Annotated in this window: 23 protein-coding genes; 18 read left to right on the plus strand and 5 right to left on the minus strand. The window is 59.3% G+C overall.

What is annotated here, in order from left to right; genetic code table 11:
* Positions 1–5 precede the first annotated feature (5 nt).
* Positions 6–1,655 (minus strand): sulfatase-like hydrolase/transferase, encoded by a 1,650-nt coding sequence (locus tag ALP8811_RS15405; RefSeq protein WP_108858141.1) that lies wholly within the window; start codon positions 1,653–1,655, stop codon positions 6–8.
* A 63-nt stretch (positions 1,656–1,718) separates the two neighbouring features.
* On the minus strand, positions 1,719–2,945 hold the full coding sequence (locus tag ALP8811_RS15410) for an FAD-dependent monooxygenase (protein WP_108858311.1): 1,227 nt from the start codon (positions 2,943–2,945) through the stop codon (positions 1,719–1,721).
* Between the two features lie 86 nt (positions 2,946–3,031).
* Between ALP8811_RS15410 and ALP8811_RS15415 the strand changes: the two genes are divergently transcribed.
* The 5 genes from ALP8811_RS15415 to ALP8811_RS15435 all read left to right on the plus strand — a co-directional run bounded on the left by ALP8811_RS15415 (position 3,032) and on the right by ALP8811_RS15435 (position 9,797).
* On the plus strand, positions 3,032–4,360 hold the full coding sequence (locus ALP8811_RS15415; RefSeq protein ID WP_245924677.1) for an amidase: 1,329 nt from the start codon (positions 3,032–3,034) through the stop codon (positions 4,358–4,360).
* Between the two features lie 131 nt (positions 4,361–4,491).
* Positions 4,492–5,673 (plus strand): aminotransferase class I/II-fold pyridoxal phosphate-dependent enzyme, encoded by a 1,182-nt coding sequence (locus ALP8811_RS15420; protein ID WP_108858142.1) that lies wholly within the window; start codon positions 4,492–4,494, stop codon positions 5,671–5,673.
* Between the two features lie 12 nt (positions 5,674–5,685).
* Complete coding sequence (locus ALP8811_RS15425; RefSeq protein WP_108858143.1) at positions 5,686–8,652, plus strand: DNA translocase FtsK; 2,967 nt, start codon at positions 5,686–5,688, stop codon at positions 8,650–8,652.
* A gap of 84 nt (positions 8,653–8,736) precedes the next feature.
* A complete protein-coding gene (locus ALP8811_RS15430) occupies positions 8,737–9,084 on the plus strand; it encodes a RidA family protein (protein WP_108858144.1) in 348 nt (115 codons plus the stop codon).
* Between the two features lie 104 nt (positions 9,085–9,188).
* Positions 9,189–9,797, plus strand: coding sequence for a LolA family protein (locus ALP8811_RS15435; protein WP_108858145.1), 609 nt, complete (start codon positions 9,189–9,191; stop codon positions 9,795–9,797).
* A 52-nt stretch (positions 9,798–9,849) separates the two neighbouring features.
* Here the strand turns inward: ALP8811_RS15435 and ALP8811_RS15440 are convergent, their stop codons facing one another.
* The gene (locus tag ALP8811_RS15440) at positions 9,850–10,425 is read right to left on the minus strand and encodes a transglycosylase SLT domain-containing protein (RefSeq protein WP_108858146.1); all 576 of its coding nucleotides are present in this window, start codon (positions 10,423–10,425) and stop codon (positions 9,850–9,852) included.
* Between the two features lie 217 nt (positions 10,426–10,642).
* Here ALP8811_RS15440 and hspQ point away from each other — a divergent pair, with 217 nt between their 5' ends.
* Entirely contained in the window at positions 10,643–10,969 is a 327-nt protein-coding gene (hspQ, locus tag ALP8811_RS15445) for a heat shock protein HspQ (protein WP_108858147.1), read from the plus strand.
* 39 nt (positions 10,970–11,008) lie between these two features.
* On the opposite strand, the gene ALP8811_RS15450 is transcribed toward hspQ, so the two are convergent.
* Together ALP8811_RS15450 and ALP8811_RS15455 are read right to left on the minus strand one after the other, a co-directional pair.
* Positions 11,009–11,437, minus strand: coding sequence for an ATP-binding protein (locus ALP8811_RS15450; protein ID WP_281260734.1), 429 nt, complete (start codon positions 11,435–11,437; stop codon positions 11,009–11,011).
* A 99-nt stretch (positions 11,438–11,536) separates the two neighbouring features.
* Entirely contained in the window at positions 11,537–11,884 is a 348-nt protein-coding gene (locus ALP8811_RS15455) for an STAS domain-containing protein (RefSeq protein WP_108858149.1), read from the minus strand.
* Between the two features lie 99 nt (positions 11,885–11,983).
* Between ALP8811_RS15455 and ALP8811_RS15460 the strand changes: the two genes are divergently transcribed.
* The 12 genes from ALP8811_RS15460 to ALP8811_RS15515 all read left to right on the plus strand — a co-directional run bounded on the left by ALP8811_RS15460 (position 11,984) and on the right by ALP8811_RS15515 (position 24,884).
* Positions 11,984–13,162, plus strand: a complete 1,179-nt coding sequence (locus tag ALP8811_RS15460; protein ID WP_108858313.1) for a thiolase family protein — start codon at positions 11,984–11,986, stop codon at positions 13,160–13,162.
* 62 nt (positions 13,163–13,224) lie between these two features.
* Positions 13,225–13,677 carry a free L-methionine (R)-S-oxide reductase MsrC gene (msrC, locus tag ALP8811_RS15465; protein ID WP_108858150.1) on the plus strand — a complete coding sequence of 151 codons (453 nt, stop codon included), beginning with the start codon at positions 13,225–13,227 and terminating at the stop codon, positions 13,675–13,677.
* A gap of 153 nt (positions 13,678–13,830) precedes the next feature.
* Positions 13,831–14,409: a helix-turn-helix domain-containing protein gene (locus tag ALP8811_RS15470; RefSeq protein WP_108858151.1), complete on the plus strand. Its 579-nt coding sequence runs from the start codon at positions 13,831–13,833 to the stop codon at positions 14,407–14,409.
* A 10-nt stretch (positions 14,410–14,419) separates the two neighbouring features.
* The gene (locus ALP8811_RS15475) at positions 14,420–14,791 is read left to right on the plus strand and encodes a GFA family protein (RefSeq protein WP_108858152.1); all 372 of its coding nucleotides are present in this window, start codon (positions 14,420–14,422) and stop codon (positions 14,789–14,791) included.
* Between the two features lie 3 nt (positions 14,792–14,794).
* Positions 14,795–15,418, plus strand: coding sequence for a LysE family translocator (locus ALP8811_RS15480; RefSeq protein WP_108858153.1), 624 nt, complete (start codon positions 14,795–14,797; stop codon positions 15,416–15,418).
* Between the two features lie 17 nt (positions 15,419–15,435).
* Positions 15,436–17,883, plus strand: coding sequence for a GcvT family protein (locus ALP8811_RS15485; protein WP_108858154.1), 2,448 nt, complete (start codon positions 15,436–15,438; stop codon positions 17,881–17,883).
* Between the two features lie 65 nt (positions 17,884–17,948).
* Positions 17,949–18,917, plus strand: a complete 969-nt coding sequence (locus ALP8811_RS15490; RefSeq protein ID WP_108858155.1) for a GlxA family transcriptional regulator — start codon at positions 17,949–17,951, stop codon at positions 18,915–18,917.
* An 84-nt stretch (positions 18,918–19,001) separates the two neighbouring features.
* Positions 19,002–21,449: a GcvT family protein gene (locus ALP8811_RS15495; protein ID WP_108858156.1), complete on the plus strand. Its 2,448-nt coding sequence runs from the start codon at positions 19,002–19,004 to the stop codon at positions 21,447–21,449.
* Positions 21,446–21,997 (plus strand): GNAT family N-acetyltransferase, encoded by a 552-nt coding sequence (locus tag ALP8811_RS15500; protein WP_108858157.1) that lies wholly within the window; start codon positions 21,446–21,448, stop codon positions 21,995–21,997. Before ALP8811_RS15495 ends, ALP8811_RS15500 begins: the two co-directional genes overlap by 4 nt.
* 94 nt (positions 21,998–22,091) lie before the next feature.
* Positions 22,092–22,994, plus strand: a complete 903-nt coding sequence (gene rarD, locus ALP8811_RS15505; RefSeq protein WP_108858158.1) for an EamA family transporter RarD — start codon at positions 22,092–22,094, stop codon at positions 22,992–22,994.
* 36 nt (positions 22,995–23,030) lie between these two features.
* Positions 23,031–23,678 (plus strand): RluA family pseudouridine synthase, encoded by a 648-nt coding sequence (locus tag ALP8811_RS15510; RefSeq protein WP_108858159.1) that lies wholly within the window; start codon positions 23,031–23,033, stop codon positions 23,676–23,678.
* A 78-nt stretch (positions 23,679–23,756) separates the two neighbouring features.
* The gene (locus tag ALP8811_RS15515; RefSeq protein WP_108858160.1) at positions 23,757–24,884 is read left to right on the plus strand and encodes a beta-ketoacyl-ACP synthase III; all 1,128 of its coding nucleotides are present in this window, start codon (positions 23,757–23,759) and stop codon (positions 24,882–24,884) included.
* Positions 24,885–24,898 lie beyond the last annotated feature (14 nt).

Here is a 24,898-nt window from a genome sequence, read left to right on the forward strand (position 1 = left end):
CCTGATCACGCCTCGTCGTCCTGCACGTGATTGTCCACTGCGCGGCCGCGATAGGCCTGCGTCAGTTCGTCCGCCACTTCGGATCCGTCTTTCAGGAAAGGCAGGATGCCACGACGCATCGAGCGGCCACGCCCGGCTTCGATCTGGGCATCGGATTTGGTGACGCGCTGGCTCATCCGGCGGCCCCATTGGCCAAGCATCTCGTACAGGCGGGCGATCTGATCCTGATGGGCGTTGCCACGCGCCAGATCGTTCAGCTCGTCCGGGTCGGTGTCCAGATCAAACAACATTGGGCGCAAGCCGCCTTCGGCGTGCATCAGCTTGTAGCGTCCGTCGAAGACCATAAACAGCCGCGCATCTCGCGTACTGACACCCAGTTTGTCGCAGACGGGCGTTGAAGAATAATCGTATTCGCTGATCGCGAACTGGCGCCAATCGGGCGTTTCGCCGCGCAGCCACGGCATCAGGCTGTGACCCTCAAGAATGTGGTCGGCGACGGTGCCGCCAGCGACCTCGACAAAGGTGGGGGCCAGGTCGATGGCTTCAACCAGCGCATCGCAAGTGGTGCCCCGGGTGGCATCTGCTGACGAGCGCGGATCGGCAATGATCAGAGGCACTTTCACGGAGGGTTCGTGGAACAAGTCTTTCTCGCCCAGCCAGTGATCGCCCAGATAATCCCCGTGGTCCGAGGTCAGAACGATCATCGTGTCATCTGCCTGCCCAGTAGCGTCCAGATGATCCAGAATGCGCCCCAGATGATCGTCGCATTGCTTGATCAGGCCCATATAGGCGGGAATCACTTTGCGACGAACCTCGTCCTGCTGGAAGGCGGCGGCGATCTTGTTGTGCATGAAGGCGTCAAACACGGGCTGCGCATCTTGGCGTTCCTCGTCCGAGCGCACGGCGGGCGGCACGTCATCCGGCCCAAACATGTCGTGATAGGGCGCAGGCACGATGTAGGGCCAATGCGGTTTGATATAGCTGACATGCGCGCACCACGGCCCCTTGGCTTGGTCCATGAAGCGCAGGGTTTCGCTGGTCAGCCACGCGGTTTCGCTGTCTTCTTCGCGGATATTGGCGGGCTTGTCGGCGTTGTCGAACATCCAGCCGCTGGCGATCTCGCCATCTTCAACGCCCGCGTTGGCATTCACCGACCACGGATTTTCGGCCTCGTACCCTTTGGACTTCAAATACGCGTTATAGGGCGAGTGCTTTTCGTCATAGAATCCGTCTGGCCCCTCGGCCCACAGACCGTCGTCACGGACCCAGACGTCAAAGCCGCATTCGGCCTGACGCGCACCGATGACGCTGTCGGGCGCGATGCCAAGACGTTTCATACCCTCGGCATCGACCTTCATATGGGTCTTGCCAAGAAGCCAGCAGCCCATCCCGGCTTCGCGCAGGTGGTCGCCCATCGTGTGTTCACCCACGCGCAGCGGGAAGCCGTTCCATTGCGCCCCGTGGGACGAGGCATAGCGCCCGGTATAGGTGCTCATCCGGCTGGCACCACAAATGGGGGACTGCACATAGCAATTGGTAAAGCGCACACCACGCGCCGCGACGCGGTCGAAATTGGGGGTCTTCAGCGTCGGGTGACCGGCGCAGCTGAGGTAATCAAACCGCAGCTGGTCATACATGATGAAAAGAATGTTCATAGCTGCCCCTCCACCGGCGTTTACCGCACGGTAGGGCAGGCGATGCGGATCAGCAATGGGCGATCAGATCTGGCGGCCCTGCAAAAGACGCGGCAGATCCCCCGTCAGGCCAGCGGCCTCGCGGATGAAGTTGCGGCGCAGGCCGGGCATGGCGTTCACTGCGCCCAATCCGATGTCACGCGCGACACGCAGGATTGGATTGTCGTTTGAAAACAGCCGGTTGGTTGCCTCGGTCATCATGACCATCTGCGAAATGTCCCAGCGACGCCATTGTTGATAGCGCTCCAGAACATCCAGACGACCGATGTCTTCGCCCCGACGGCGGGCCAGTGTCAGAACTTCGGCCAGCGCTGCCACGTCTTTCAGACCTGCGTTCAACCCTTGCCCGGCAATCGGGTGCATCCCGTGTGCCGCATCCCCAACCAAGGCCAGACGATCCGCGATGAAGCTGTTCGCCACGGTCAGGTTCAGCGGATATGTGAACCGTTTTCCTGCAAGGCTGATGTCTCCAAGGAACGACCCAAAGCGTGGGCGCAATTCCTCCAGATATCCTTCGTCATCCAGCGCGTGAATGCGGGCAGCCTCGTCATGGGTTTCGGTCCAGACGATCGAGCATTGGTTGCCCGGCAGCGGCAGGATCGCCAAGGGGCCTGCAGGCATAAAGAACTGGTGCGCTACGCCCTCATGCGGCAATTCGTGATCAATCGCGCAAACCAGCGAGGTCTGACCATAATCATGCCCATGCCGCTTGATGCCCGCGCGTTCGCCCGTGCCAGTCCTACGCCCATCGCAGCCAACAACCATGCGTCCGGTCAGAGTTTTGCCCGAGGCTAGTTTCAACGTGACCGAGGCCGGCTCGATCGTTTGATCCACCACCGTATCCTGATCAATCAGTGTGATGTTCGGGTGTGCCTCGACTGCGTCCAGGAAGGCGCGGGACAGGAAGCGATCTTCGACCATATAGCCCATCGGGCCTTCGTCGATCTCGGCGTGGTCGAACTCCAGCACGAACGGGCCGGGGCCTTCGCCGGGGCGTCCGTCGGAAATGCGGATGTCCAGAAGCGGCTGCGCGTGTTCCGAGACTTGGGGCCAAACGCCAAGGGCAACCAGCAACCGTTGCGACGCCAACGCCAACGCATAACCGCGCCCGTCAAAGTCATCGCCCCCCCGCGCGCCCTTCGGCAACGCGTCAATCATGGTCACCTTGAACCCGGTGTCTCCAAGAGCCAGCGCAAGGGCAGGGCCGTTCAGACCTCCGCCAACGATCAGGATATCGGCATCATGTTTCATACCCTCTTTCTGCCCCCGCTGTTTGGGATTGTCCATGCGTCGTCCTGTCGTTACCGTCCATCGAACAACGAAAATAGGAGGCAGGGATGAGCAACGCATGGCTGAACATGAGCATGGCAGATCTTGGCCGGGGTATTGCCAAGGGTCAGATTGACCCGGTGGACCTGGCGCGCACCTATCTGGACGCCATCAAAGCTCATCCGTTTGGCGACCGCATCTATGCCCGCCTGACCGAGGACCGCGCCATGTCCGAGGCCCGCGCCGCGTCGGAGCGTGCGCAATCCGGGCATCGCCTTGGTCCGCTGGACGGTGTGCCGATCAGCTGGAAAGACCTGTTCGACACTGCTGGTACTGCGACCGAATCCGGCTCGGCCTTGTTAAAAGACCGCGTGCCCAATGAAGACGCCGAGGTTCTGCGCAACGCCACCGCCGCCGGGATGATCTGTCTGGGCAAGACACATATGAGCGAGCTTGCCTTCTCGGGCCTTGGCCTGAATCCGGTCACCGCGACCAGCCCCTGTGTGAATGATCATGACGCCGTGTCGGGCGGCAGCTCGTCTGGGGCGGCGACCTCGGTGGCCTTCGGGTTGGCCCCCTGCGGGATCGGGTCGGACACGGGCGGATCGGTGCGGATCCCGTCGGCTTGGAATGATCTGGTGGGATTGAAAACGACCTCGGGTCGGGTGTCGTTGAAGGGCGTGGTGCCCTTGGTGGCTAGCTTTGACACGGTTGGGCCCCTGTGCCGTACGGTCGAAGACGCCGCCCTGATGTTGGCCACGTTAGAAGGCGGAACACCTGCCGATCTGCGCGGCGCTTCCCTGAAAGGCACACGTCTTTTGGTGCTGGAAAACGGGTTCGAGGGCTGCCGGGACGAACCGCTGGCCGGGTTCGACAGCGCGCTGGGCCGCCTGATGGATGGTGGTGCGTTGGTCGAACGTTTGCACCTTCCCATTGTGGACGAGGCTTTGGCCATGTCGGGCGTTCTGTTTACCACCGAAGCCTACGCCATGTGGCGCGAAGAGATCGAGGCCCAGCCAGACCTGATGTTCGCTGAAATTCGCGAGCGGTTCATGGCGGGGGCATCCTTCTCGGGGGCCGATTTTGTGGCGGCGTGGCAGCGATTGGACGACATTCGCACCGAATTCCTGTCCGAGGTCGCCGGGTACGATGCCGTGGTCCTTCCGACCTCGGCCATCATGCCGCCCAATGTGGCTCGCCTGATGTCGGACCATGACTATTACGTCGAAGAAAACCTTTGGGCGCTGCGTAATACGCGGATCGGAAACCTGCTGGGACTATGCGGTCTCAGCCTGCCGACCGGGCTGCCGTCGACCGGGATCATGCTTTTGGGTGCGCCGATGGGTGAAGAACGCCTGCTGCGCCTTGGCGCGGCCTGCGAGGCAGTGTTGTCCTAAAAGCCACAACTGCATCCTCCAAGCGTCGAATTTTACGGTGAAATTCTGGACCAGCCGGGATTTGCAGGCTATCGTCGACCGTAACGGGGCGACATGACCCCGAAAACTGAGGCAGTATAAAGACGTTTCAAATGACGTTTCCCGAGCGGTATTCCGGCTTGCCCGAGTATGCATTCCCGCGATTGCGGACCCTTCTCGACGCTCATGCGCCGGGCGGAGAAGTCATGCATATGACCATTGGCGAACCCAAGCATCCCTTTCCAAGCTGGGTGCCTGAAGTGTTGGCCCAAGCCGTTGATGGATTTGCAAAATATCCGCCGAATGATGGTGCGCCCGAGCTGTTGGATGCGATCTCTGGCTGGCTGAATCGGCGCTATGGCGTGGATGTCCCCAACGATCAAATCATGGCGCTGAACGGAACTCGCGAAGGTCTGTTCAACGCGTTGATTGCCCTTTGCCCGGAACAGACGTCGCGCGGCGAAAAGCCCGTCGTTCTGATCCCGAACCCGTTCTATCAGGTCTATGCGGTTGCCGCCGTGACCGTGGGCGCAGAACCCGTGTTCCTGCCCGCGATCCCCGACAACAACTTTCTGCCGGACTATTCGAAACTGCCGCCCGAGATCCTGAACCGGACCGAAGTGGCCTTTATCTGCTCGCCGACCAACCCGCAGGGCGCCGTGGCAGACCGCGACTACTGGGCGAACCTGATTGCGCTGGCCGAGAAGTATGATTTCAAGATTTTTGCGGACGAGTGTTATTCCGAGATTTACCGTGACGCGCCGCCCCCCGGCGCGCTTGAGGTTGCCCGCGAAGGCGGCGCTGACCCGGAACGCGTGACGATCTTCCATTCGCTGTCGAAACGGTCAAACCTTCCCGGCTTGCGCTCGGGCTTTGTGGCCGGAGGGCCGGAAAGCATCAAGCGGGTGCGCCAGCTGCGTGCCTATGCCGGTGCGCCGCTGCCCTTGCCTTTGCAGCGCGTCGCAGAACGGGCCTGGACCGACGAAGAGCATGTGATCGAAAACCGCCGGCTGTACCAAGAGAAGTACGCCATTGCGGATGAAATTTTCGCGGACGTTCCGGGGTACAGGCCCCCAGAAGCCGGCTTTTTCCTGTGGCTGCCCGTTGAAGATGGCGAAGCTGCGGCGATGAAAATGTGGACCGAGACTGGCGTGCGGGTTCTGCCCGGCGCGTATCTGTCGCGGGATGTGAATGAAGAAAACCCCGGCAAGGGGTTCATCCGGGTCGCAATGGTGGCCCCGAAAGAAGACATGACGCGAGGTCTGATTCAGATCCGCGACGGTCTGTATAAGTAAGGACGAGGTGGTATGGCGTATCAGGCGAAACAACGAGATCCGATCTTTGACAGCACCACGCAAGCGGTGTTGGAACGACGCGGGAAAGAGCTTTTGGGCATCGGTCTGATTGCCCTTGGCATCGTGATTGCGTTGATCCTTGGAAGCTATTCGCCTGAAGATCCCGGCTGGATGTCGGCCACCGATACGCCCGCGCAGAATGCTTTGGGTCGATTTGGTGCCTTTATCGCGTCGCCCTTGTCGGTCATCGCGGGCCTGGGTTCTTGGGCGCTGCCGCTGATCCTTGTGGTCTGGGGCCTTCGCATGACGTTCCATATCGGTGAAGAACGCGCTGTTGGGCGTCTGATTTTTGCCCCGATCGCCGTGGCGCTGTGCTCGGTCTATGCATCGACCTTGGTGCCGGGCGCTGGCTGGACCCATTCGTTTGGACTGGGCGGATTGTTTGGTGACACCGTGCTGGGTGCGATGTTGTCGGCCCTTCCGATTAGCGCTGGCGCTGGGCTGAAGGCGATGTCGGTCGTTACCGCCGTTGCCGCCCTGCTTGCCACATTGTTCGTCCTTGGTCTGGATAAGCCCGAATTGAAGCGCATCGGCCATTTCTTGGCCGTCAGCGTGGTCATGACCTATGCTGGCATTGTTTCCCTGATGGGTAAGGGCGCGAAAGGCGCGGCCACCGGCGCCGCCGCCACCGCCCGCCACATGCAGGCCCGTCATACCGCCCGCAAAGAACAGCAGCATGCGCAGGACGAGTATCAAGAGCTTCTCGAGGAAGAGTTCTCGTCTCCGCCGCCTTTGCGTACTGCGCGTGTGCTGCGCCCGGAACCTCCGATGCATGGTGCGCCTGAAGCCGTTATTCACGAAGAACCCGCCCCCGCGCCGCAAAAGCAGGGCCTGCTGGCATCGCTGATGCGCCGCAACGTCGAGCCCGAGCCGGAACTGGTGGAACCCGCTGTGTTCGAAGGGGATATCCCGGATGAACTGGGTGGCGAGGATCGCATTCGGGCCAAGATTGCGTCGGCTCTGAAAAACCGTTCGCGTGAGATGCCCATTGCCAACCCAATGCGCGCCGAGCCTCCGTTGGAGCGCGCCGTATCGCGTCACCGCCGCAGCCCGGATCCGATGATCCTGAACACCTCGATGCCTGCCGAGCCCGACATGGATGTGCCCATGGAAGATCCTTACGCGGATCCTTATGCGGCACCGATGGTCGAAGCGCCTATGGTCGACGCCTATGCGGCGGCCCCGTTGGAAGACGAGCTTGCAGAAGACGATGACATGATCGTCGAAGATTTGATGGCCCCGTCCGCCGAACCCGAGGCACGCGTGTATACGCCGCAGCATTCGGGCTTTACTCAGCCTGCCAAGAAGGTCGTACAGCATCCGCCGAAGAAATCGGCCCAGCCCTCGACCCGTGCAAAGGCCGAGGCGCAGCCCGCGCTGAAATTCGACGATTCCCATCCGGGGTACGAGCTTCCGCCGCTGAGCCTGTTGGCCAATCCCACGACGATCGAGCGTCATGTTCTGTCGGATGAAGCGTTGGAAGAAAATGCGCGGATGCTGGAAACCGTTCTGGATGATTATGGCGTGAAGGGCGAAATCGTATCCGTTCGCCCCGGCCCCGTCGTCACCATGTACGAGCTGGAACCCGCCCCCGGCCTAAAAGCCAGCCGCGTGATCGGTCTGGCTGATGATATCGCGCGCTCGATGTCGGCATTGTCGGCCCGTGTCTCGACCGTGCCGGGTCGTTCGGTCATCGGGATCGAATTGCCCAACGAACGCCGCGAGATGGTGTCCTTCCGCGAGATCCTGTCGACCCGCGACTTTGGCGACGGTAACCAGCGCCTGCCGCTGGCGCTGGGCAAGGATATTGGTGGCGAGCCTGTCGTGGCAAACCTTGCCAAGATGCCCCACCTTTTGATCGCAGGGACAACCGGGTCCGGTAAATCCGTGGCCATCAACACAATGATCATGTCGTTGCTCTATAAGCTGACGCCGGAAGAATGCCGGATGATCATGATCGATCCGAAGATGCTGGAACTGTCTGTCTATGACGGCATTCCGCACCTGTTGTCGCCCGTTGTGACCGACCCGAAAAAGGCGGTTGTCGCCTTGAAATGGGTCGTGGGCGAAATGGAAGAGCGTTATCGCAAGATGTCCAAAATGGGCGTGCGTAACATCGAAGGCTATAACAGCCGCGTCGCCGACACGCTGGCCAAAGGCGAGATGTTCGAACGCACCGTTCAGACCGGTTTCGATGATGACACCGGCGAACCGATCTTCGAGACCGAGGAATTCGCGCCCGTGAAACTGCCCTTCATCGTCGTTGTCGTCGATGAAATGGCTGACCTGATGATGGTCGCCGGCAAGGAAATCGAGGCCTGCATTCAGCGTTTGGCGCAGATGGCGCGTGCCTCGGGCATTCACATCATCATGGCCACGCAGCGCCCGTCGGTCGACGTGATTACCGGCACGATCAAGGCCAACTTCCCGACCCGGATTTCGTTCCAAGTGACGTCAAAAGTCGACAGCCGTACCATTCTGGGTGAACAGGGGGCCGAGCAGCTTCTGGGCATGGGCGACATGCTCTACATGGCAGGTGGGTCGAAAATCACCCGTGTCCACGGGCCGTTTGTGTCCGACGAGGAAGTCGAAGAAGTCGTCACCTATCTGAAAAGCTTCGGCCCGCCCGAATATGTGGGCGGCGTGTCGGATGGCCCGGCAGAAGACAAGGCCGACAACATCGACGCGGTTCTAGGGCTGAACACGGGTGGCAACACCAATGGCGAAGATGCGCTTTATGATCAGGCGGTTGGAATTGTGATCAAGGATCGCAAATGCTCAACTTCCTACATCCAGCGCAAACTGGGCATCGGCTATAACAAAGCTGCGCGTCTGGTCGAGCAGATGGAGGACGAAGGTCTCGTTTCCGCATCAAATCATGTCGGTAAACGCGATATTCTGATCCCCGAACAGCAGTAAACCAAATCCGGACAACGATCCGGTCTGCGTCGTCCCTTGCGGGGCGACGTGTTCCTTCAACGACAATAAAACTGAGGCAAACCCATGATTCAACGACGTCACACGAACGACCGTATGAGCCAGAGCGTCACCCACAAAAGTGTCGTCTATCTGGCCGGTCAGGTCGGCACCCCCGGCAACAGCGTGGCCGAACAAACCCGCGAATGTCTGGAGCAGATCGAAAAGCTTTTGGAAGAGGCCGGATCGTCCACCAAGCACATGCTGCAAGCGATCATTTGGATGGCTGACATGAAGGACTTCGCCGAGATGAACGAGGTCTGGGACGCTTGGGTTCCTAAAGGCCATGCGCCTGCCCGCGCGACCGGCTCGGCCGATCTGGCCACCCCCGGCCACAAGGTCGAAGTGATCGTGACCGCCGCTGTCGCGGAATAACCGCGACCCTTGAAAGGCGCGTTATCGCCTATCACCTACTGTTCGGGCTTAAATTTCCCATATCAAACGGGATAGAGTACGCCCGAGCAGTAAAGGTAAGATAGATGACCCCCTTGCGTATGACTTTCGCCGCACTGGCCTTGATGGCCACGGCGCTTCCGGCTCAGGCCGAAAAGATCAGCCTGAACGCGATTTCCAACTATTTGAATGGTCTGACCACGGCCAAATCGCAGTTCACCCAGATCAATGATGACGGCACGATTTCGACCGGGACGATCTATCTGAAACGTCCGGGACGGGCGCGGTTTGAATACAACCCGCCGATGGATGCCTTGGTTGTGGCCGGGGGATCTCAGGTTGCGATCTTTGATGGAAAATCCAACGCGGGCCCGCAGCAATACCCACTGAAACGCACGCCGTTGAACCTGATTCTGGCACGCGACGTGAATCTGAGTCAGGCAAATATGGTGGTGGGTCACAATTATGATGGGACGGCGACCACGGTCGTTGCGCAGGACCCCGAAAATCCCGAAGTCGGGACGATCGAGCTGAAGTTCACTGCAAACCCGACAGAGCTTCGCCAGTGGATCATCACGGACAATGCTGGGTCGAAAACGACAGTTCTTTTGGGTGAGTTTGAGAAAGGCGTGCCGCTTGGATCATCGCTGTTTTCGATCACTGCCGCGATCAATAAGCGGGGCGCGCGCGACTAAAGCCTTCCCCGACGGTTGACCTGACCCGGTCTTTACCGGGTCAGAATAGGTCTTACCGACAGCTTGCCAACTGGTGCTGGTACATCGCCGAGCGCGACCCCACCTGATCTGCCACGCGGATCAGCCAGGATTTGGATTTGTAGCTGCCGCGGAGATAGCCAGTCCGGCCCTCGTGATAAGCTAGGTATTGGTTGCGTGCGTCATGCAGCGGGATGCCGGTGACCTCGTTCGTTTGATTCATGTACCAGCCCATGAAATCCGTTGCGTGCCGGATGTTCGTGCGTTTCGACCGTCGGCTGCCCTCGGACTTCTGGTATTCTTCCCACGTTCCATCCAGTGCCTGCGCATACCCATAAGCCGAACTTTGACGCCCCATCGGAAGAACGCCCAGCACGTATTTCATCGGGGTGCGTGCATCCTGCACGAATTTGGATTCCTGATGGATGATCGCCATCTGGACGTGAACGGGGACATTCCATTTCCGCTCGGTCTTTTTCATGGCGCTCAGGATTTTCGGCTGCTGCCGAACGATGCTGCATGCATTATCGAGATTTCGCGGCGCCTTGGACTTGCCGCCACATGATGCCACGAACGCAACGACCATGGTCGCGAGTATGAGTTTTTTCATCTGCCTACTGCTCGTATGTTTTTTATTTATTCTAGCGGATTTTCCGGCTTGTGGGAATCAGAACATCAGCCTTTTTCGCGCCCGCGGCATATCTTTGCTGATTGTGTGAAAGCAGAGGTTCCAGATAGAAGCTGCCCAAACTGTTTCCAAAAATTCCGGTGGCACCGCATGGACATTGCGATGTGTTCGGCGGTAGTCATGGGACAGAGTTGGATAAATGTTGAAGACACACGCAAAATATCATCTGGGTCAAGTTGTACGCCATCGGAAGCATCCCTTCCGGGGGGTGGTATTCGACGTGGACGCGATTTTTTCCAACACTGATGAATGGTACGACGCCATTCCGGAAGACAGTCGCCCATCCAAGGATCAGCCGTTCTATCACCTGCTGGCCGAGAATGATCAAAGCTACTATGTGGCGTATGTTTCCGAACAGAACCTGGTCGAAGACCAATCTGGCGAACCGATCGAACACCCTGATTTGCATGATCTTTTTGGGGATTTCGAAGATGGACAGTACCCGCTGCAGGTTCAGCTGAACTGAGCGCTCATTCGCGTTTCGAAATGCAGTTGACCGGCACAATTAGTTCTCTCGTTGTTTTTGGACACCATGGCGCACGGGGGCAATCTCAGGTTTTTTTGCCTCGGGATTGGGGATCCAGAACGACAGGACGTTCCGTCCATCGCGCCGTTCATAGTGTAATTCCTCGGTCAGCTCGCGCACCAAAAGCCAGCCGAATCCCCCTTCTGGAAGGTCGCTGCTGTCGCAACTCAGATCATGTTCGACCGGCTTACTGGGTAGTCCCTTTGGTAGAGGCCGTCCATCGTCCTGCACCAAGACGCGGAACCCCATTTCCGAGGGTTCGACAGACAATTCGATGCGGCCTGAAGGATCTTCCTGATAGGCATGTTCAACAATGTTGTTCAGAACCTCAGCCAGAACAATTTCGACCACCGATTTTTCATCTTCTGACAGGGCCACGGCAAGCACCTGTTCCAAGACCTGTCGCACAGACAAGTTGTCGCTTGGAAATTTCAGGTTGAGTTTCTGACCTGAGCGTGGCTTCGCCGCGTTATGCAAATTCTGTGCACTCCTGTAAGGATGGTCTTGTCAGCTTGCGTTGGCAAGACCGTCATCAAGGGCCGTGGCCACGTTGTCATGGATGGTAAACACCGTGTCCATACGGGTCAGAGTAAAGACTTTTCCGACGGTTTTGGACAGGGCAGCCAGTTCGAAACTGCGCCCGTCAGGCACTTGTTTCATGGCGGCGACAATCGCGCCAAGACCGCTTGAATCGATGAAGTCGACTTTCGCCATGTCCACGACAACACGCTGCGGGCCATCCGACGTCATATCGCGCATCTGATCTTTGAACTTGATGGCGATGGCGGCGTCGATTCGACTGTTGTCTACGGTGATCACTCGGGCCTCGGGTCCGTCTTGATAGGTTAGTTGCACGGGGTCGCTCCTTCCACGCGGTTAGTAGAACTACAGTCTAGACGGCGATCCTTACCATTCGGTAAGCGAGTACAGGAAAAGCATTGGTTGGAGGCTATGATGAAAAACGTGGTTATCGCAGGGGCAGCGCGCACCCCAATGGGCGGATTTCAGGGCGCATTCTCGGGTGTGACGGCTTCCGAGCTGGGCGGCGCAGCGATCAAGGCCGCGTTGGAAGACGCGGGCGCAGAGGCCAGCCAAATCGAAGAGCTGCTGATGGGCTGCGTTTTGCCTGCTGGTCAGGGCCAAGCCCCCGCTCGTCAGGCAGGTTTTGCTGGCGGTCTGGGCAAAGAGGTTCCAGCGACCACGCTGAACAAGATGTGTGGCTCGGGCATGAAGACCGCGATGATCGCCTATGATCAGGTGGCGCTGGGCGGCACCGACATCATGGTCGCCGGCGGCATGGAGAGCATGACCGAGTCCCCCTACATCCTGCCGAAAATGCGCGGCGGTGCACGGATCGGTCATGGCGCGGTCGTAGACCACATGTTCCTGGATGGTCTGGAAGATGCCTACGACAAGGGGCGCCTGATGGGCACCTTTGCCGAGGATTGCGCCGAGAGTTTCCAGTTCACCCGCGAAGCGCAGGACGAATACGCGCTGAAGTCGCTGGCGAACTCGCTGGAAGCCCAGAAGACCGGCGCGTTCGAGGGCGAAATCGCCGCCGTCACCATCAAGACCCGCAAGGGCGATGTGGTCGTCGGCGAGGATGAGCAGCCCGGCAACGCACGCCCCGACAAGATCCCGACCCTGAAGCCGGCCTTCCGCAAGGATGGTACGGTGACGCCCGCCAACAGCTCGTCCATTTCGGACGGTGCGGCGGCCTTGGTTGTGGCTTCGGAAGACGCGGCCAACGCTGCTGGCCTGAAAATCCGTGCACGTATCATGGGTCACGCCAGCCACGCGCAGGAACCTAACCTGTTCACCACGGCCCCCGTTCCGGCAGCGCAAAAACTGTTGGATCGTCTGGGCTGGTCCAAAGATGACGTGGATCTGTGGGAAGTGAACGAGGCTTTCGCTGTCGTCCCCATGGCCTTCATGCATGAAATGGGCCTGTCGCGCGACATTGTGAACGTAAATGGCGGCGCCTGTGCGCTGGGCCACCCGATCGGTGCCTCGGGCACGCGCATCATGGTCACGCTCTTGAACGCGCTGGAAAAGCGTGGTCTGAAACGTGGTGTGGCCGCGATCTGCATCGGCGGTGGCGAAGGTACTGCCATCGCGATCGAACGCGTGTAAGGTCACATCGACCTGCAAGATTAGGGGCGCGGGTTTCCGCGCCCTTTTCATTTGGAAAACACATGAAGATCAACTACGCCGAAACCGCCCAGATCATTGCCTCGTTGACCGAAGGGGAAACGGATGAGGTCGCCCTGATGGCTACTGTCGCCTGTGAACTGCATCACGCCGATGATCGGTTCGACTGGACCGGTTTCTATCGCGTGACGGAACCCGAGCTGCTGAAGATCGGGCCGTATCAAGGCGGACATGGGTGTTTGCAAATCCCGTTCTCGCGCGGTGTGTGCGGTGCTGCTGCCCGCACCGGTGAGGTGCAGTTGGTCGATGATGTTGACGCTTTCCCCGGCCACATCGCCTGCGCATCTTCGACCCGCTCTGAAGTTGTGTTGCCGGTCTGGAATGCCGATGGCGCGCTGATCGCGGTGCTGGATATCGACAGCGATCAGCCCGCTGCGTTCACGCAGAATGACGCTGACGCGCTTGCGAAAATCCTGTCGGATACCTTTGCACGCTAGGCTTGTTCCCGGTCGAATCTCTGTTTTTCTGACCGATTTCGCAGCCTGAACACGACAATTTTCCGTCGCATTCAGGCTTGCCACGAATCACCTTTCTGCCCCAGCATGAAAAAAAGCGTGAAAATTTCACGATAACATTCATGCGGAGGTCACATGCTACACAGCGATCCACAGCACCTGCACCGGACAAGTCTTGGGGCTGACCTGCGGGCCTTGCGCAAATCGCGCGGCATGACGATCTCGGATCTGGCCGATGCGTTGGGCCGTTCCATTGGGTGGCTTAGCCAAGTTGAACGCGACAAGTCCGAACCCTCGATTTCCGATCTGCGTGCGATTTCCGAAGCGCTGGGCGTTCCTATGTCGCTTCTCTTCGCACACAAGTCCTCGCCTGCGGGCGAGCAGGGGCGGATCGTGCGGGCCGGAAATCGCCGCCCAATGGGTGCAAGCCACGAAGGGTTGCGAGAGGAGTTGCTGTCGCCCGACCTGACCGATGATTTCGAGATGGTGCATTCCACCTTCGAACCGCATTCCAAGATGCAAACCCCAGCCAGCCGTCCCACGCAAGAGGTCGGATACATGGTCTCGGGCAAGCTGGACCTGACCATTGGCGGGCGCAGTTTCACCGTTCAAACCGGCGACAGTTTCCGCATCAAGCACGAGACCTATGACTGGGCCAATCCCTATGACGAACCTGCCGTTGCGATCTGGGTGATCGCTCCGCCGGTCTATTAACGAGGCCGCCATGATCAAGGGAAGCTGCCTATGTGGGGCCATCACATTTTCAACTGACGCAACGCCCGAAGGCGTCTCGATGTGCCATTGCAGCCAGTGCCGCAAGCAATCGGGCGGCATCTGGTCCTCGGCCTTCGTACCGGAAACGGCTTTGACCATCACAGGCGAAGTGTCGTGGTACGCGGCCAGTGACGCAGCCAAGCGCGGGTCGTGTCCGACATGCGGGTCATTCCTGTTCTGGAAGGCCCATGACGAAGACACGATCAGCTTCGCGCTGGGTGCCGTCGATGGCCCCACGGGGCTGACGTTGGAAAAGCACATCTTCATGGCGGACAAAGGCGATTACTACGACATCGCCGATGGCCTGCCGCAGAAGGATTAAGCTATGTTAGAGACGCTTTTTCTTATGGATCCATGGGTCATCGCCACCTTCATCGGGGCGTCGATCCTGCTGTATCTGACCCCCGGCGCGGACATGATGTTTGTCATTGCCAGTGGCATAGCCGGTGGGCCGAAATCGGGTCTGGCCGCCACCGCAGGTGTGATCCTTGGCGTGGCCTTTCAGGTCATCCTTGCCGCTGCCGGGCTGGCCCTTTTGATTGCCGCGTCGCCCATCGCGCTGGATGTGATCCGATACGCAGGCGCTGCCTATCTGGCGTGGCTTGCGTGGCACAGCTGGCGCTCAAGCAGCGCCCCGGATACCCGCAAGGGCCGGGCCGATCTGTGGCGCGCGTTTCGCCGTGGTCTTGTGACCAACCTTCTGAACCCCAAGGTGATCCTGTTTATCCTCGCCTTCCTGCCGCAATTCGTGGATCCCGCGATCGGCCCGGAATGGCAGCAGATCCTGATCCTTGGGATCATCTTCGCTATTGGCGGCTTCATTGCCGACGGGCTGATCGGCATCTTCGCCGGTCTGGCCGCCGACAAAGTCCGCAAATCAACTCAAACAATGAACAAACTGTCCGCCGTGATCTTCGGAGCACTCGCCGCACGGCTGGCATGGAATTGACCAACAGGAGACCTTCAATGTCCGACTTCCCCACCAAAGCACGCGTCGTCATCATCGGCGGCGGTGTTGTCGGCGCCTCGACGCTGTACCACCTTGGCCTGAAGGGCTGGACCGATTGCGTTCTTCTGGAAAAGAACGAGCTGACCGCTGGGTCGACCTGGCACGCGGCGGGCAACGTGCCCACGTTCTCGAACAGCTGGGCGATCATGAACATGCAGCGCTATTCGACCGAGCTGTATTCGCGTCTTGGCGAAGAGGTCGACTATCCGATGAACTATCACCAGTCAGGCTCGATCCGCTTGGCGCACACCAAGGAGCGGATGGAAGAGTTCGAACATGCGCGCTCCATGGGCCGCTATCAGGGCATCGAGATGGAGATGTGGACGCCCGAGCAAGCGAAAGAGCGTTACCCGTTCCTTGAAACTCACGACCTGATGGGCGTGCTTTGGGATCCGTCGGATGGCGATATCGACCCCGCTCAGGTCACGCAAGCCATGGCTAAGGGTGCGCGCGATCTGGGTCAGAAGATCCTGCGGTTCACGCCTGCGACGGGCGTGACCCAGAAAGAAGACAAGACATGGATCGTCCACACCGAAAAGGGCGACATCGAATGTGACTACGTTGTGAACGCCGCCGGGTATTATGCCCAGCGCGTGGGCGAGATGTTCAAGCCGTACGGCGGACGCACCGTGCCGATGATGGTGATGGAGCATCAGTACCTGCTGACCGAACAGATCCCCGAGGTCGAAGCGTGGTCCAAGGAACATGGCAGCAAGCTGCCCCTGATCCGCGACGTGGACGTGTCGTATTATCTGCGTCAGGAAAAGCACGGCTATAACCTTGGCCCGTACGAGCCGAACTGTAAGGCGCATTGGATCGGTGACGAAGACCAGATGCCGGACGATTTCAGCTTCCAGCTGTGGCAGGAAGATCTGGACCGGATTGAAGACATCGTCGTCGACGCGATGGCCCGCGTGCCGCTGATGGAAACCTCGGGCGTGTCCAGCGTGATCAACGGTCCGATCCCCTATGCGCCGGACGGCTTGCCCCTGATGGGCCCGATGCCCGGTGTCGCGAATGCGTTCGAGGCCTGCGTCTTCACCTTCGGCATCGCCCAAGGCGGCGGGGCCGGTAAGGTTATGGCCGAATGGATCGTCGATGGCGCGCCCGAGTGGGACATGTGGGCGGTCGATCCGCGCCGCTACACCGACTACACCGATCAGGACTATTGCGATCAGAAAGGTATGGAAGTTTACGGCAACGAATACGCCATGCACTTCCCCCATCACGAATGGCCTGCCGCCCGCGACAAGAAACTCTCGCCGGTGCATGACCGTGTGATTGCTGCGGGTGGCGTCATGGGCGCCTATAACGGCTGGGAGCGCGCCAACTGGTTTGCGCAGGACGGCGACGATACATCGGAAGAAGCGACGCACACCTGGGGCCGCTCTGGCCCGTGGGAGGCGCGCATCAAAGAAGAATGCGAAGCCGTGCGGGATAGCGTCGGTGTTCTGGACTTGCCGGGCTTCTCGCGCTTTGTCGTCAAAGGCGAAGGTGCAGCCGAAACGCTGCGTGGACTGGTCACTGGTGGTCTGCCCAAGATCGGGCGCATCAATCTGGTCTACATCGCCGACAACCGTGGCCGGATCCTGACCGAGATGTCGTGCATGCGGTTGGGCGAAGACGACTTCGTCATGATCACCGCAGCCTCCGCCCAATGGCATGACCGTGACATTCTGGTGAACGCAATGCCGGCGACTGTCTCGGTCGAGGATGTGACCACCACCCGCGACACGCTGATTGTGACCGGACCCAAGTCGCGCGAGTTGCTGGCGGGTCTGTCGGATGCGGATCTGAGCCTTGGCTGGCTGACCCATCAGGCGGCCACCGTGGCTGGCAAACCCGCGCATCTGGTGCGCGTGTCTTTCGCAGGCGAGTTGGGCTGGGAGGTCCACGCGCTGAACGACGACATGCCGGCGATCTATGACGCGATCATTGCGGGCGGCGCCAAGCCGTTCGGCATGTACGCTCTGAATTCCTTGCGACTGGAGAAGGGCTATCGCGCATGGAAGGGCGATCTGTCGACGGATTACTCGCTGCTGGAAGGCGGGCTCGGTCGCTTCGTCAAGCTGGACAAGCCGCAGGACTTCCCGGGCAAGGCTGCAATCCAGAACGAGATGCAGCAGGGCGTGAAGAAATCCTTTGTCACCCTGACGGTCGACGCTGGCGATGCAGATGCGCCCTATATGTCCTGCATCTGGTCGGGCAACGAGATTGTGGGCGAAACCACATCGGGCGGATGGGGCCATCGCGTAAACAAGTCGATCGCGCTGGGCATGGTCCGCACCGAGCTGGCCAAACCCGGCACCGAGCTTGAGGTCGAAATCTACGGCGAAAAGTTCAAAGCCGTGGTGCAGGAAGACCAACCGCTTTGGGATCCGGCAAACGAGCGCCTGCGCGCCTGATCGCAAGAAGAACCAGCCCTGCGCGGCGCAGTTCGCGTGGGGCCACCAATTGGGAGGGAACAGAGATGAAGGATATGATCCAGCATCCGATTCAGGTCGACATTCTGATGTCGGACGGTTTCGTCCTGACAGAATTGTCTGCCATTCTTGAGCTTCTGCGTATCGCCAACCGGGTCACGGCCCGTCAGGTGTTTCGCTGGCAAAACCTGTCGCGCCACGGGGGCGATATCCGCTGTCGCGCCGGGATCGACGTGGCGACCCAGCCTTTCCACCCCAAGCCGTCGGCGCACTACGTCTTTGTGCTGGGCAACTCTGACCCAGACGCAAAAGAGCTGTCGCTGCAAAAGGAAATCAAGGCCTATCAATGGGCCGGAGCCCGCGTGATCCTGCTGTCCGAAGCCGCCAGCCGTCACATCGCCGAAACCGGCGAACAAACGATGAGCCACACCACCCATTGGGAAAACCGCGCGGTGTTGAACGAACGCGGTACGCCGGGGGTGGGGTCTTATGCGCTGGTTGCTGATGACGGGCGGATCATTACCTCGGCCGGGATGGGATCGACCCATGACCTTGTGCTGGCGCTGCTGGGCAGCCACCTGTCGGCGGCCTCGGTCGCGACGGTTGCTGACATTATGTTGCATGAAAACATCCGCACCTTCGCGACCCTGCAACCCTTTGGCGGGAAAGAACTTACCCTGACCGGAAACCGGGCGTTGGATCAATGTGTCGAGCTGATGCAGGCCAATCTGGAAGAGCCTTTGCGCATCTCGGAACTGGTGGCGTTGCTGGGCATCTCTGAACGCTCGCTGGAACGTCATTTCCGTACGCATTTTCACACCACGCCCAATGCTTACTATCGCGAACTCCGTCTGAACCACGCCAACACGTTGCTTTTGAAAACCGCGATGAGCGTGCGGGATGTTGGGCTTGCCTGTGGCTTTCCCAATGGGTTTTCGTCGCTCTTTCGGCGCCACTTCGGCGTGACCCCCATGTCGCTGCGCAAGAACGGAAACTTGGCGGCTTACAGTAACTGATTTCCGGCAATTTTGTCGGAAACACGATGTTTGGTCGCGACGGCTCGTGCCACCTTCGACCCGAATCCATCAAGGAGTGATGCCATGTCCCTGCCCACACAAGCCCGCGTAGTCATCATCGGTGGCGGCGTTATCGGCTGCTCTGTCGCCTATCACCTGACCAAGCTTGGTTGGAAAGATGTGGTGTTGCTTGAACGCAAGCAGCTGACATCCGGCACCACATGGCATGCCGCCGGTCTGATCGCGCAGCTGCGCGCGACGGCGAACATGACGAAGCTCGCGAAATATTCGCAGGAACTCTATGGCGATCTGGAAGCGGAGACAGGCGTTGCCACCGGCTTTAAACGTGTGGGCTCGATCAGCGTTGCGCTGACCACCGAACGGATGGAAGAACTGGCCCGTCAGGCCGCCATGGCCCGCGCATTCGGTGTGGATGTGGAAGAGATCTCCGCCGAAGAGGCCCTGTCGCGCTATGAACATCTGAACATCGATGGCGTGGTCGGTGGCGTGTGGCTGCCGAAAGACGGGCAGGGCGACCCGGCCAACATCGCGCTGGCGCTGGCCAAGGGTGCGCGCCAAAAGGGTGCAATCGTCAAAGAACGCACCAAAGTTACCAGCATCAAGCGCGACGGGCGCAAGGTGACAGGGGTCGATTGGGCGTCGGATGATGGCAAGGAACAGGGTCACATTGCCTGCGACATGATCGTGAACTGCGCAGGCATGTGGGGTCACGAGGTCGGCCGCATGGCCGGTGTGAACGTGCCCCTTCATGCGTGCGAACACTTCTACATCGTAACCGAGGCCATTCCAAACCTGACCCAAATGCCCGTCCTGCGCGTGCCGGACGAATGCGCGTACTATAAAGAAGATGCGGGTAAAATGCTGCTGGGTGCGTTTGAACCAAACGCGAAACCATGGGGCATGAAGGGTATCGCAGATACGTTCGAGTTCGACCAACTGCCAGAAGATTTCGACCACTTTGAACCGATCTTGGAAAACGCCTGTAACCGCATGCCCATGCTGGCCGAGGCCGGTATCCACACTTTCTTCAACGGTCCCGAAAGCTTCACGCCCGACGATGCCTATCACCTTGGCCTCGCGCCCGAGATGGACAATGTCTGGGTCGCTGCGGGCTTTAACTCGATCGGCATTCAGTCGGCGGGTGGCGCAGGTATGGCGCTGGCGCAATGGATGGAGGACGGCGACAAGCCCTTCGATCTGGGCGATGTGGACATCAGCCGGATGCAGCCGTTCCAAGGCAACAAACACTACCTGTTTGAACGCTCGAAAGAGACACTCGGCCTGCTTTATGCCGACCACTTCCCCTTCCGCCAGAAAGCCACCGCGCGTGGTGTGCGCCGCACGCCCTTCCATCACCACCTGAAGGAACAAGGCGCCGTGTTCGGCGAGCTTGCCGGGTGGGAACGTGCCAACTGGTTCGCGAATGAAGGCCAAACAGCCGAGTATGAATACACTTGGGGGCGCCCCAACTGGTTCGACAACGCCGCCGCTGAACACAAAGCGGTGCGCGAGAACGTGGGCATGTACGATATGACCTCTTTCGGCAAGATTAGGGTCGAAGGCCCGGATGCCGAGGCGTTCATGAACTATGTGGGCGGCGGCGATTACTCGGTGCCCAATGGCAAGATTGTCTACACTCAGTTCCTGAACCGTCGCGGCGGGATCGAGGCGGACGTGACCGTCACCCGCCTGACCGAGACCTCGTATCTGGTCGTCACCCCCGCTGCCACACGTCTGGCCGACCAGACATGGATGCAGCGCCACGTGGGCGACTTCCGCGTGGTGATCACCGATGTGACCGCAGGCGAAGGCGTCTTGGCTGTGATGGGTCCGAACGCGCGCAAGCTGCTTGAAAAAGTCAGCCCGAATGACTTCACCAACGCCACCAACCCCTTCGGCACCGCCCAGGATATCGAGATCGGTATGGGTCTGGCCCGCGCCCACCGCGTGACCTATGTCGGTGAACTCGGGTGGGAGATCTATGCCTCGGCCGATATGGCGGGGCATGTCTTCGAAACCCTGTTTGATGCCGGGCAGGACATGGGTCTGAAGCTTTGCGGCATGCACATGATGGATAGCTGCCGGATCGAAAAGGGCTTCCGTCATTTCGGCCATGACATCACCTGCGAAGATCATGTGTTGGAAGCGGGGCTTGGCTTTGCGGTGAAAACCGACAAGCCAAACTTTATCGGTCGCGACGCGGTACTGGCCAAGAAGGAAAGCGGGCTGGAAAACCGCATGGTCCAGTTCAAACTGACCGATCCCGAGCCGCTGCTCTATCACAACGAACCCGTCATTCGCGACGGCGAGATCGTGGGCTACCTCAGCTCGGGCTCTTACGGGCACCATCTGGGGGCGGCGATGGGCTTGGGTTATGTGCCTTGCAAAGGCGAATCCGCAGCGGATGTTCTGGCATCGAGCTATGAGATCGACGTGGCAGGCACACGGGTCAAAGCAGAAGCATCCTTGAAGCCGATGTATGATCCCAAGTCGGACAGGGTCAAAGTGTGATCTTCAACGACCAGCCCGATCTGGAAGGGGACACGCTGCGCTTGCGTGGGCTTTGCGAAGACGACCGCGAAGACCTGTTTGCCGCCGCCAGTGATCCCGAGACCTGGGCTGGTCACCCCGCAAAAGACCGTTGTCAACGGGCGGTGTTCGATCCTTATTTCGACATGCTACTGGCGGCAGGTGGCACCTTGGTCGTGTTCGACAAGGCAGAGGGCAAAGTGATCGGCTGTTCTCGCTACTACGTCGGTCCAGATGCGCCGGGCGATATTGGCATTGGGTTTACCTTCCTGAACCACCGATTCTGGGGCGGAGAGGTGAATTTGCGCATGAAGCAATTGATGCTGGATCATGCCTTTGTCCACTTCGACCGGGTTTGGTTTCACATTGCGCCTGACAACATCCGGTCGCAGAAAGCAACGATGAAGCTGGGGGCTGAATTTACCAGCGATGAGGATTTGGATCTGTCTGGAAGCATCTTGCCGTGGAAGTGCTATCAGCTCGACCGGCAGGCCTGGAAGCGCGTAAAGGCTGAACGGCTAAGCAATTGACCATTCATCACATTCAGTGATGCTGTGGTTCAACGAATTCACGCTATCCAATCCCTCGTCGTGCCTGCCATAAAGGCCGGATGAGGAGCGCACGATGACGAACACGGCCAGACCTGAGAATGTGGATACGCCGCAAGGGCTTGCCTTTGCGATCACGGCCTATGTGTTGTGGGGATTTCTGCCGCTGTACCTGAAGCTTCTGACCCATATGCCCGCAACCGAGGTGCTGGCGCATCGCGTGATCTGGTCCGTGCCCGTCGCCGGAGCAGTGCTGATCGCCATGGGCCGCACGCGAGATCTGAAGGCCGTTCTGACCGATCGCCGCAGCCTGCTGCTGGCCTTGGTCACGGCCACTCTGATCTCGGTTAACTGGGGCATTTATATCTGGGCGATTGGTGCCGAGAAGACGGTCGAGGCCGCGTTGGGCTATTACATTAATCCGCTGTTCTCGATCCTGATGGGCGCCATGCTTCTGGGCGAACGTCTATCGCGTGCACAATGGGTTGCCGTGCTGCTGGCAGCTTTGGCGGTGATCGTTCTGACCATCGAGGCGGGCCGCCTACCCATGGTCGCGCTCAGTTTGATGCTGACATGGGGTTTCTATGCCTATTTCAAAAAATCCCTTCCAATTGGCCCGAACCAAGGCTTCCTGCTAGAGGTCCTGATCCTGACACCCCCCGCCTTGGCTTATGTGGTCTGGCTGGGGGCGACCGGGCAGGGGCATTTGTTTACCTCGAGCTGGGACACCGCGCTGTTGATGGGGTGCGGATTGGTAACGGCTGTGCCCCTGATGGTCTATGCCAATGGGGCGAAGCTTCTGCGTCTGTCGACCATCGGCATCCTGCAATACATCGCGCCAACGATGATCTTCCTTGTCGCTGTCTTTGTCTTCCGCGAGCCATTCGGAGGCGCCAAACTGATCGCTTTCCCGCTGATTTGGATGGCGTTGATCGTCTATACGACCTCGATGTTTCGACAAATGCGTCGCAAGCGGTGACTTGCGGCGTGTGGCCTCAGCCGCTATCCCGCGCACATGTCGTCTGAATACAACCCTCCGCAGGATCCTCTGGTCATCCTGCATCACGACCACGAGCTTTTGTTGGTCGACAAGCCGTCGGGCCTATTGTCCGTACCAGGCAAAGGCGAACATCTGGCCGATTGCCTGATCGCACGCGTTCAGGCGGTGTTTCCCGAAGCTCTGCTGGTGCATCGGTTGGACCGCGACACGTCGGGCGTGATGGTCTTTGCGCTGACACCCCATGCGCAGCGTCATCTGGGACTTCAATTCGAGAAACGGCAGGTCAAGAAGACCTATCTGGCGCGCGTTTTTGGTCGGGTGGAAGAACGCGAAGGAACCGTGGATCTGCCCTTGCTTGTCGATTGGCCAAACCGCCCGAAACAGCATGTCGACTTCGAGAACGGTAAGCCCGCTGTGACCGATTGGAAGGTTCTACGATACGAAGAGAACGCCACCCGGATGCGGCTTTTCCCTCAGACCGGACGAAGCCACCAGTTGCGCGTACACATGCTGGAACTGGGTCATCCCATTCTGGGCGATCCGTTTTATGCTACAGGCGAGGCGCTGAACGCTCCGCGTTTGATGCTCCACGCTGAAAGCCTGCGCTTACGTCACCCAGACGGCGGAAAAGGGCTGACCATCAAGGCAAAATGCCCGTTCTAATCGATTGACCTTGGGGCAGCGACACTTGCCGCTCGTCGCGCTTCCTGCTTGACTGTCCAAAGCTGCAAGGAGGCCCTGATGCATCACCCCGTCATTTCCGGTACCGGCGTTTTCACGCCTGACCAGACCATCACAAACGCTGAATTGGTGAAGGCATTCAACGCCTATGCCGACAAGTTCAACACAGCGAATGCGGATGCGATTTCAGCGGGCGATGTGGCCGCGATCGGCCACTCATCAGAAGAGTTCATCGTCTCGGCCTCGGGCATTCATCAGCGCTTTGTTATGGACAAAACAGGAGTTCTGGATCCCGACGTGATGCATCCGATGCTGCGTGAACGCGCCGATGATGAGCCTGGTATCATGACCGAAATGGGTGTGGATGCCTGCCGCAAAGCGTTGGCACAGGCGGGACGTGATGCGGGCGACGTCGATCTGGTGATCTGTGCGGCCTCGAACCATGAACGTGCCTATCCGGCGATTGCGATCGAGATTCAACAAGCGCTGGGTGCGGGTGGGTTTGCGTTTGATATGAACGTGGCGTGCTCTTCCGCGACATTCGGCATTCAGGCGGCAGCGGACATGGTCCGGTCTGGGTCTGTGAAACGTGCGCTTGTGGTAAACCCCGAAATCTGCTCGGCCCATCTGGAGTGGCGCGACCGGGATTGCCACTTCATCTTCGGAGACGTGGCAACCGCGACCCTGATCGAGCGTAAAGAAGACGCCCAAGGCGATCATTTCGAGATCCTATCGACCCGCTGCCTGACGCAGTTTTCGAACAACATCCGCAACAATAACGGTTTCCTGCGCCGCACCCGTGAAGAGACGTCCGACCTGTCGGATCGGCGCGACATGCAGTTCATGCAGAACGGTCGCAAGGTGTTCAAAGAGGTGCTGCCAATCGTGTCGAAGCACATCTTGGGACACATCGCGGATATTGGCGTAGATCAAGACGATCTGAAACGGCTGTGGCTGCATCAAGCCAACAAGTCGATGAACGACTTCATCGGGAAGAAAGTGCTGGGTCGTACGCCTGAGGCCGATGAGCAGCCCAATATTCTTCAGGACTATGCCAACACCTCGTCCGCCGGGTCGATTATTGCCTTCTCGAAGTATTCGGACGACTTGGCGCCCGGGGATACTGGTGTGATCTGTTCCTTCGGGGCAGGATATTCGGTGGGCTCGGTCGTGGTGCGCCGCGCCTGACGCCGCACCTTCAC

Origin of the sequence: Aliiroseovarius pelagivivens (assembly GCF_900302485.1) — a bacterium.
GTDB lineage: Bacteria > Pseudomonadota > Alphaproteobacteria > Rhodobacterales > Rhodobacteraceae > Aliiroseovarius > Aliiroseovarius pelagivivens.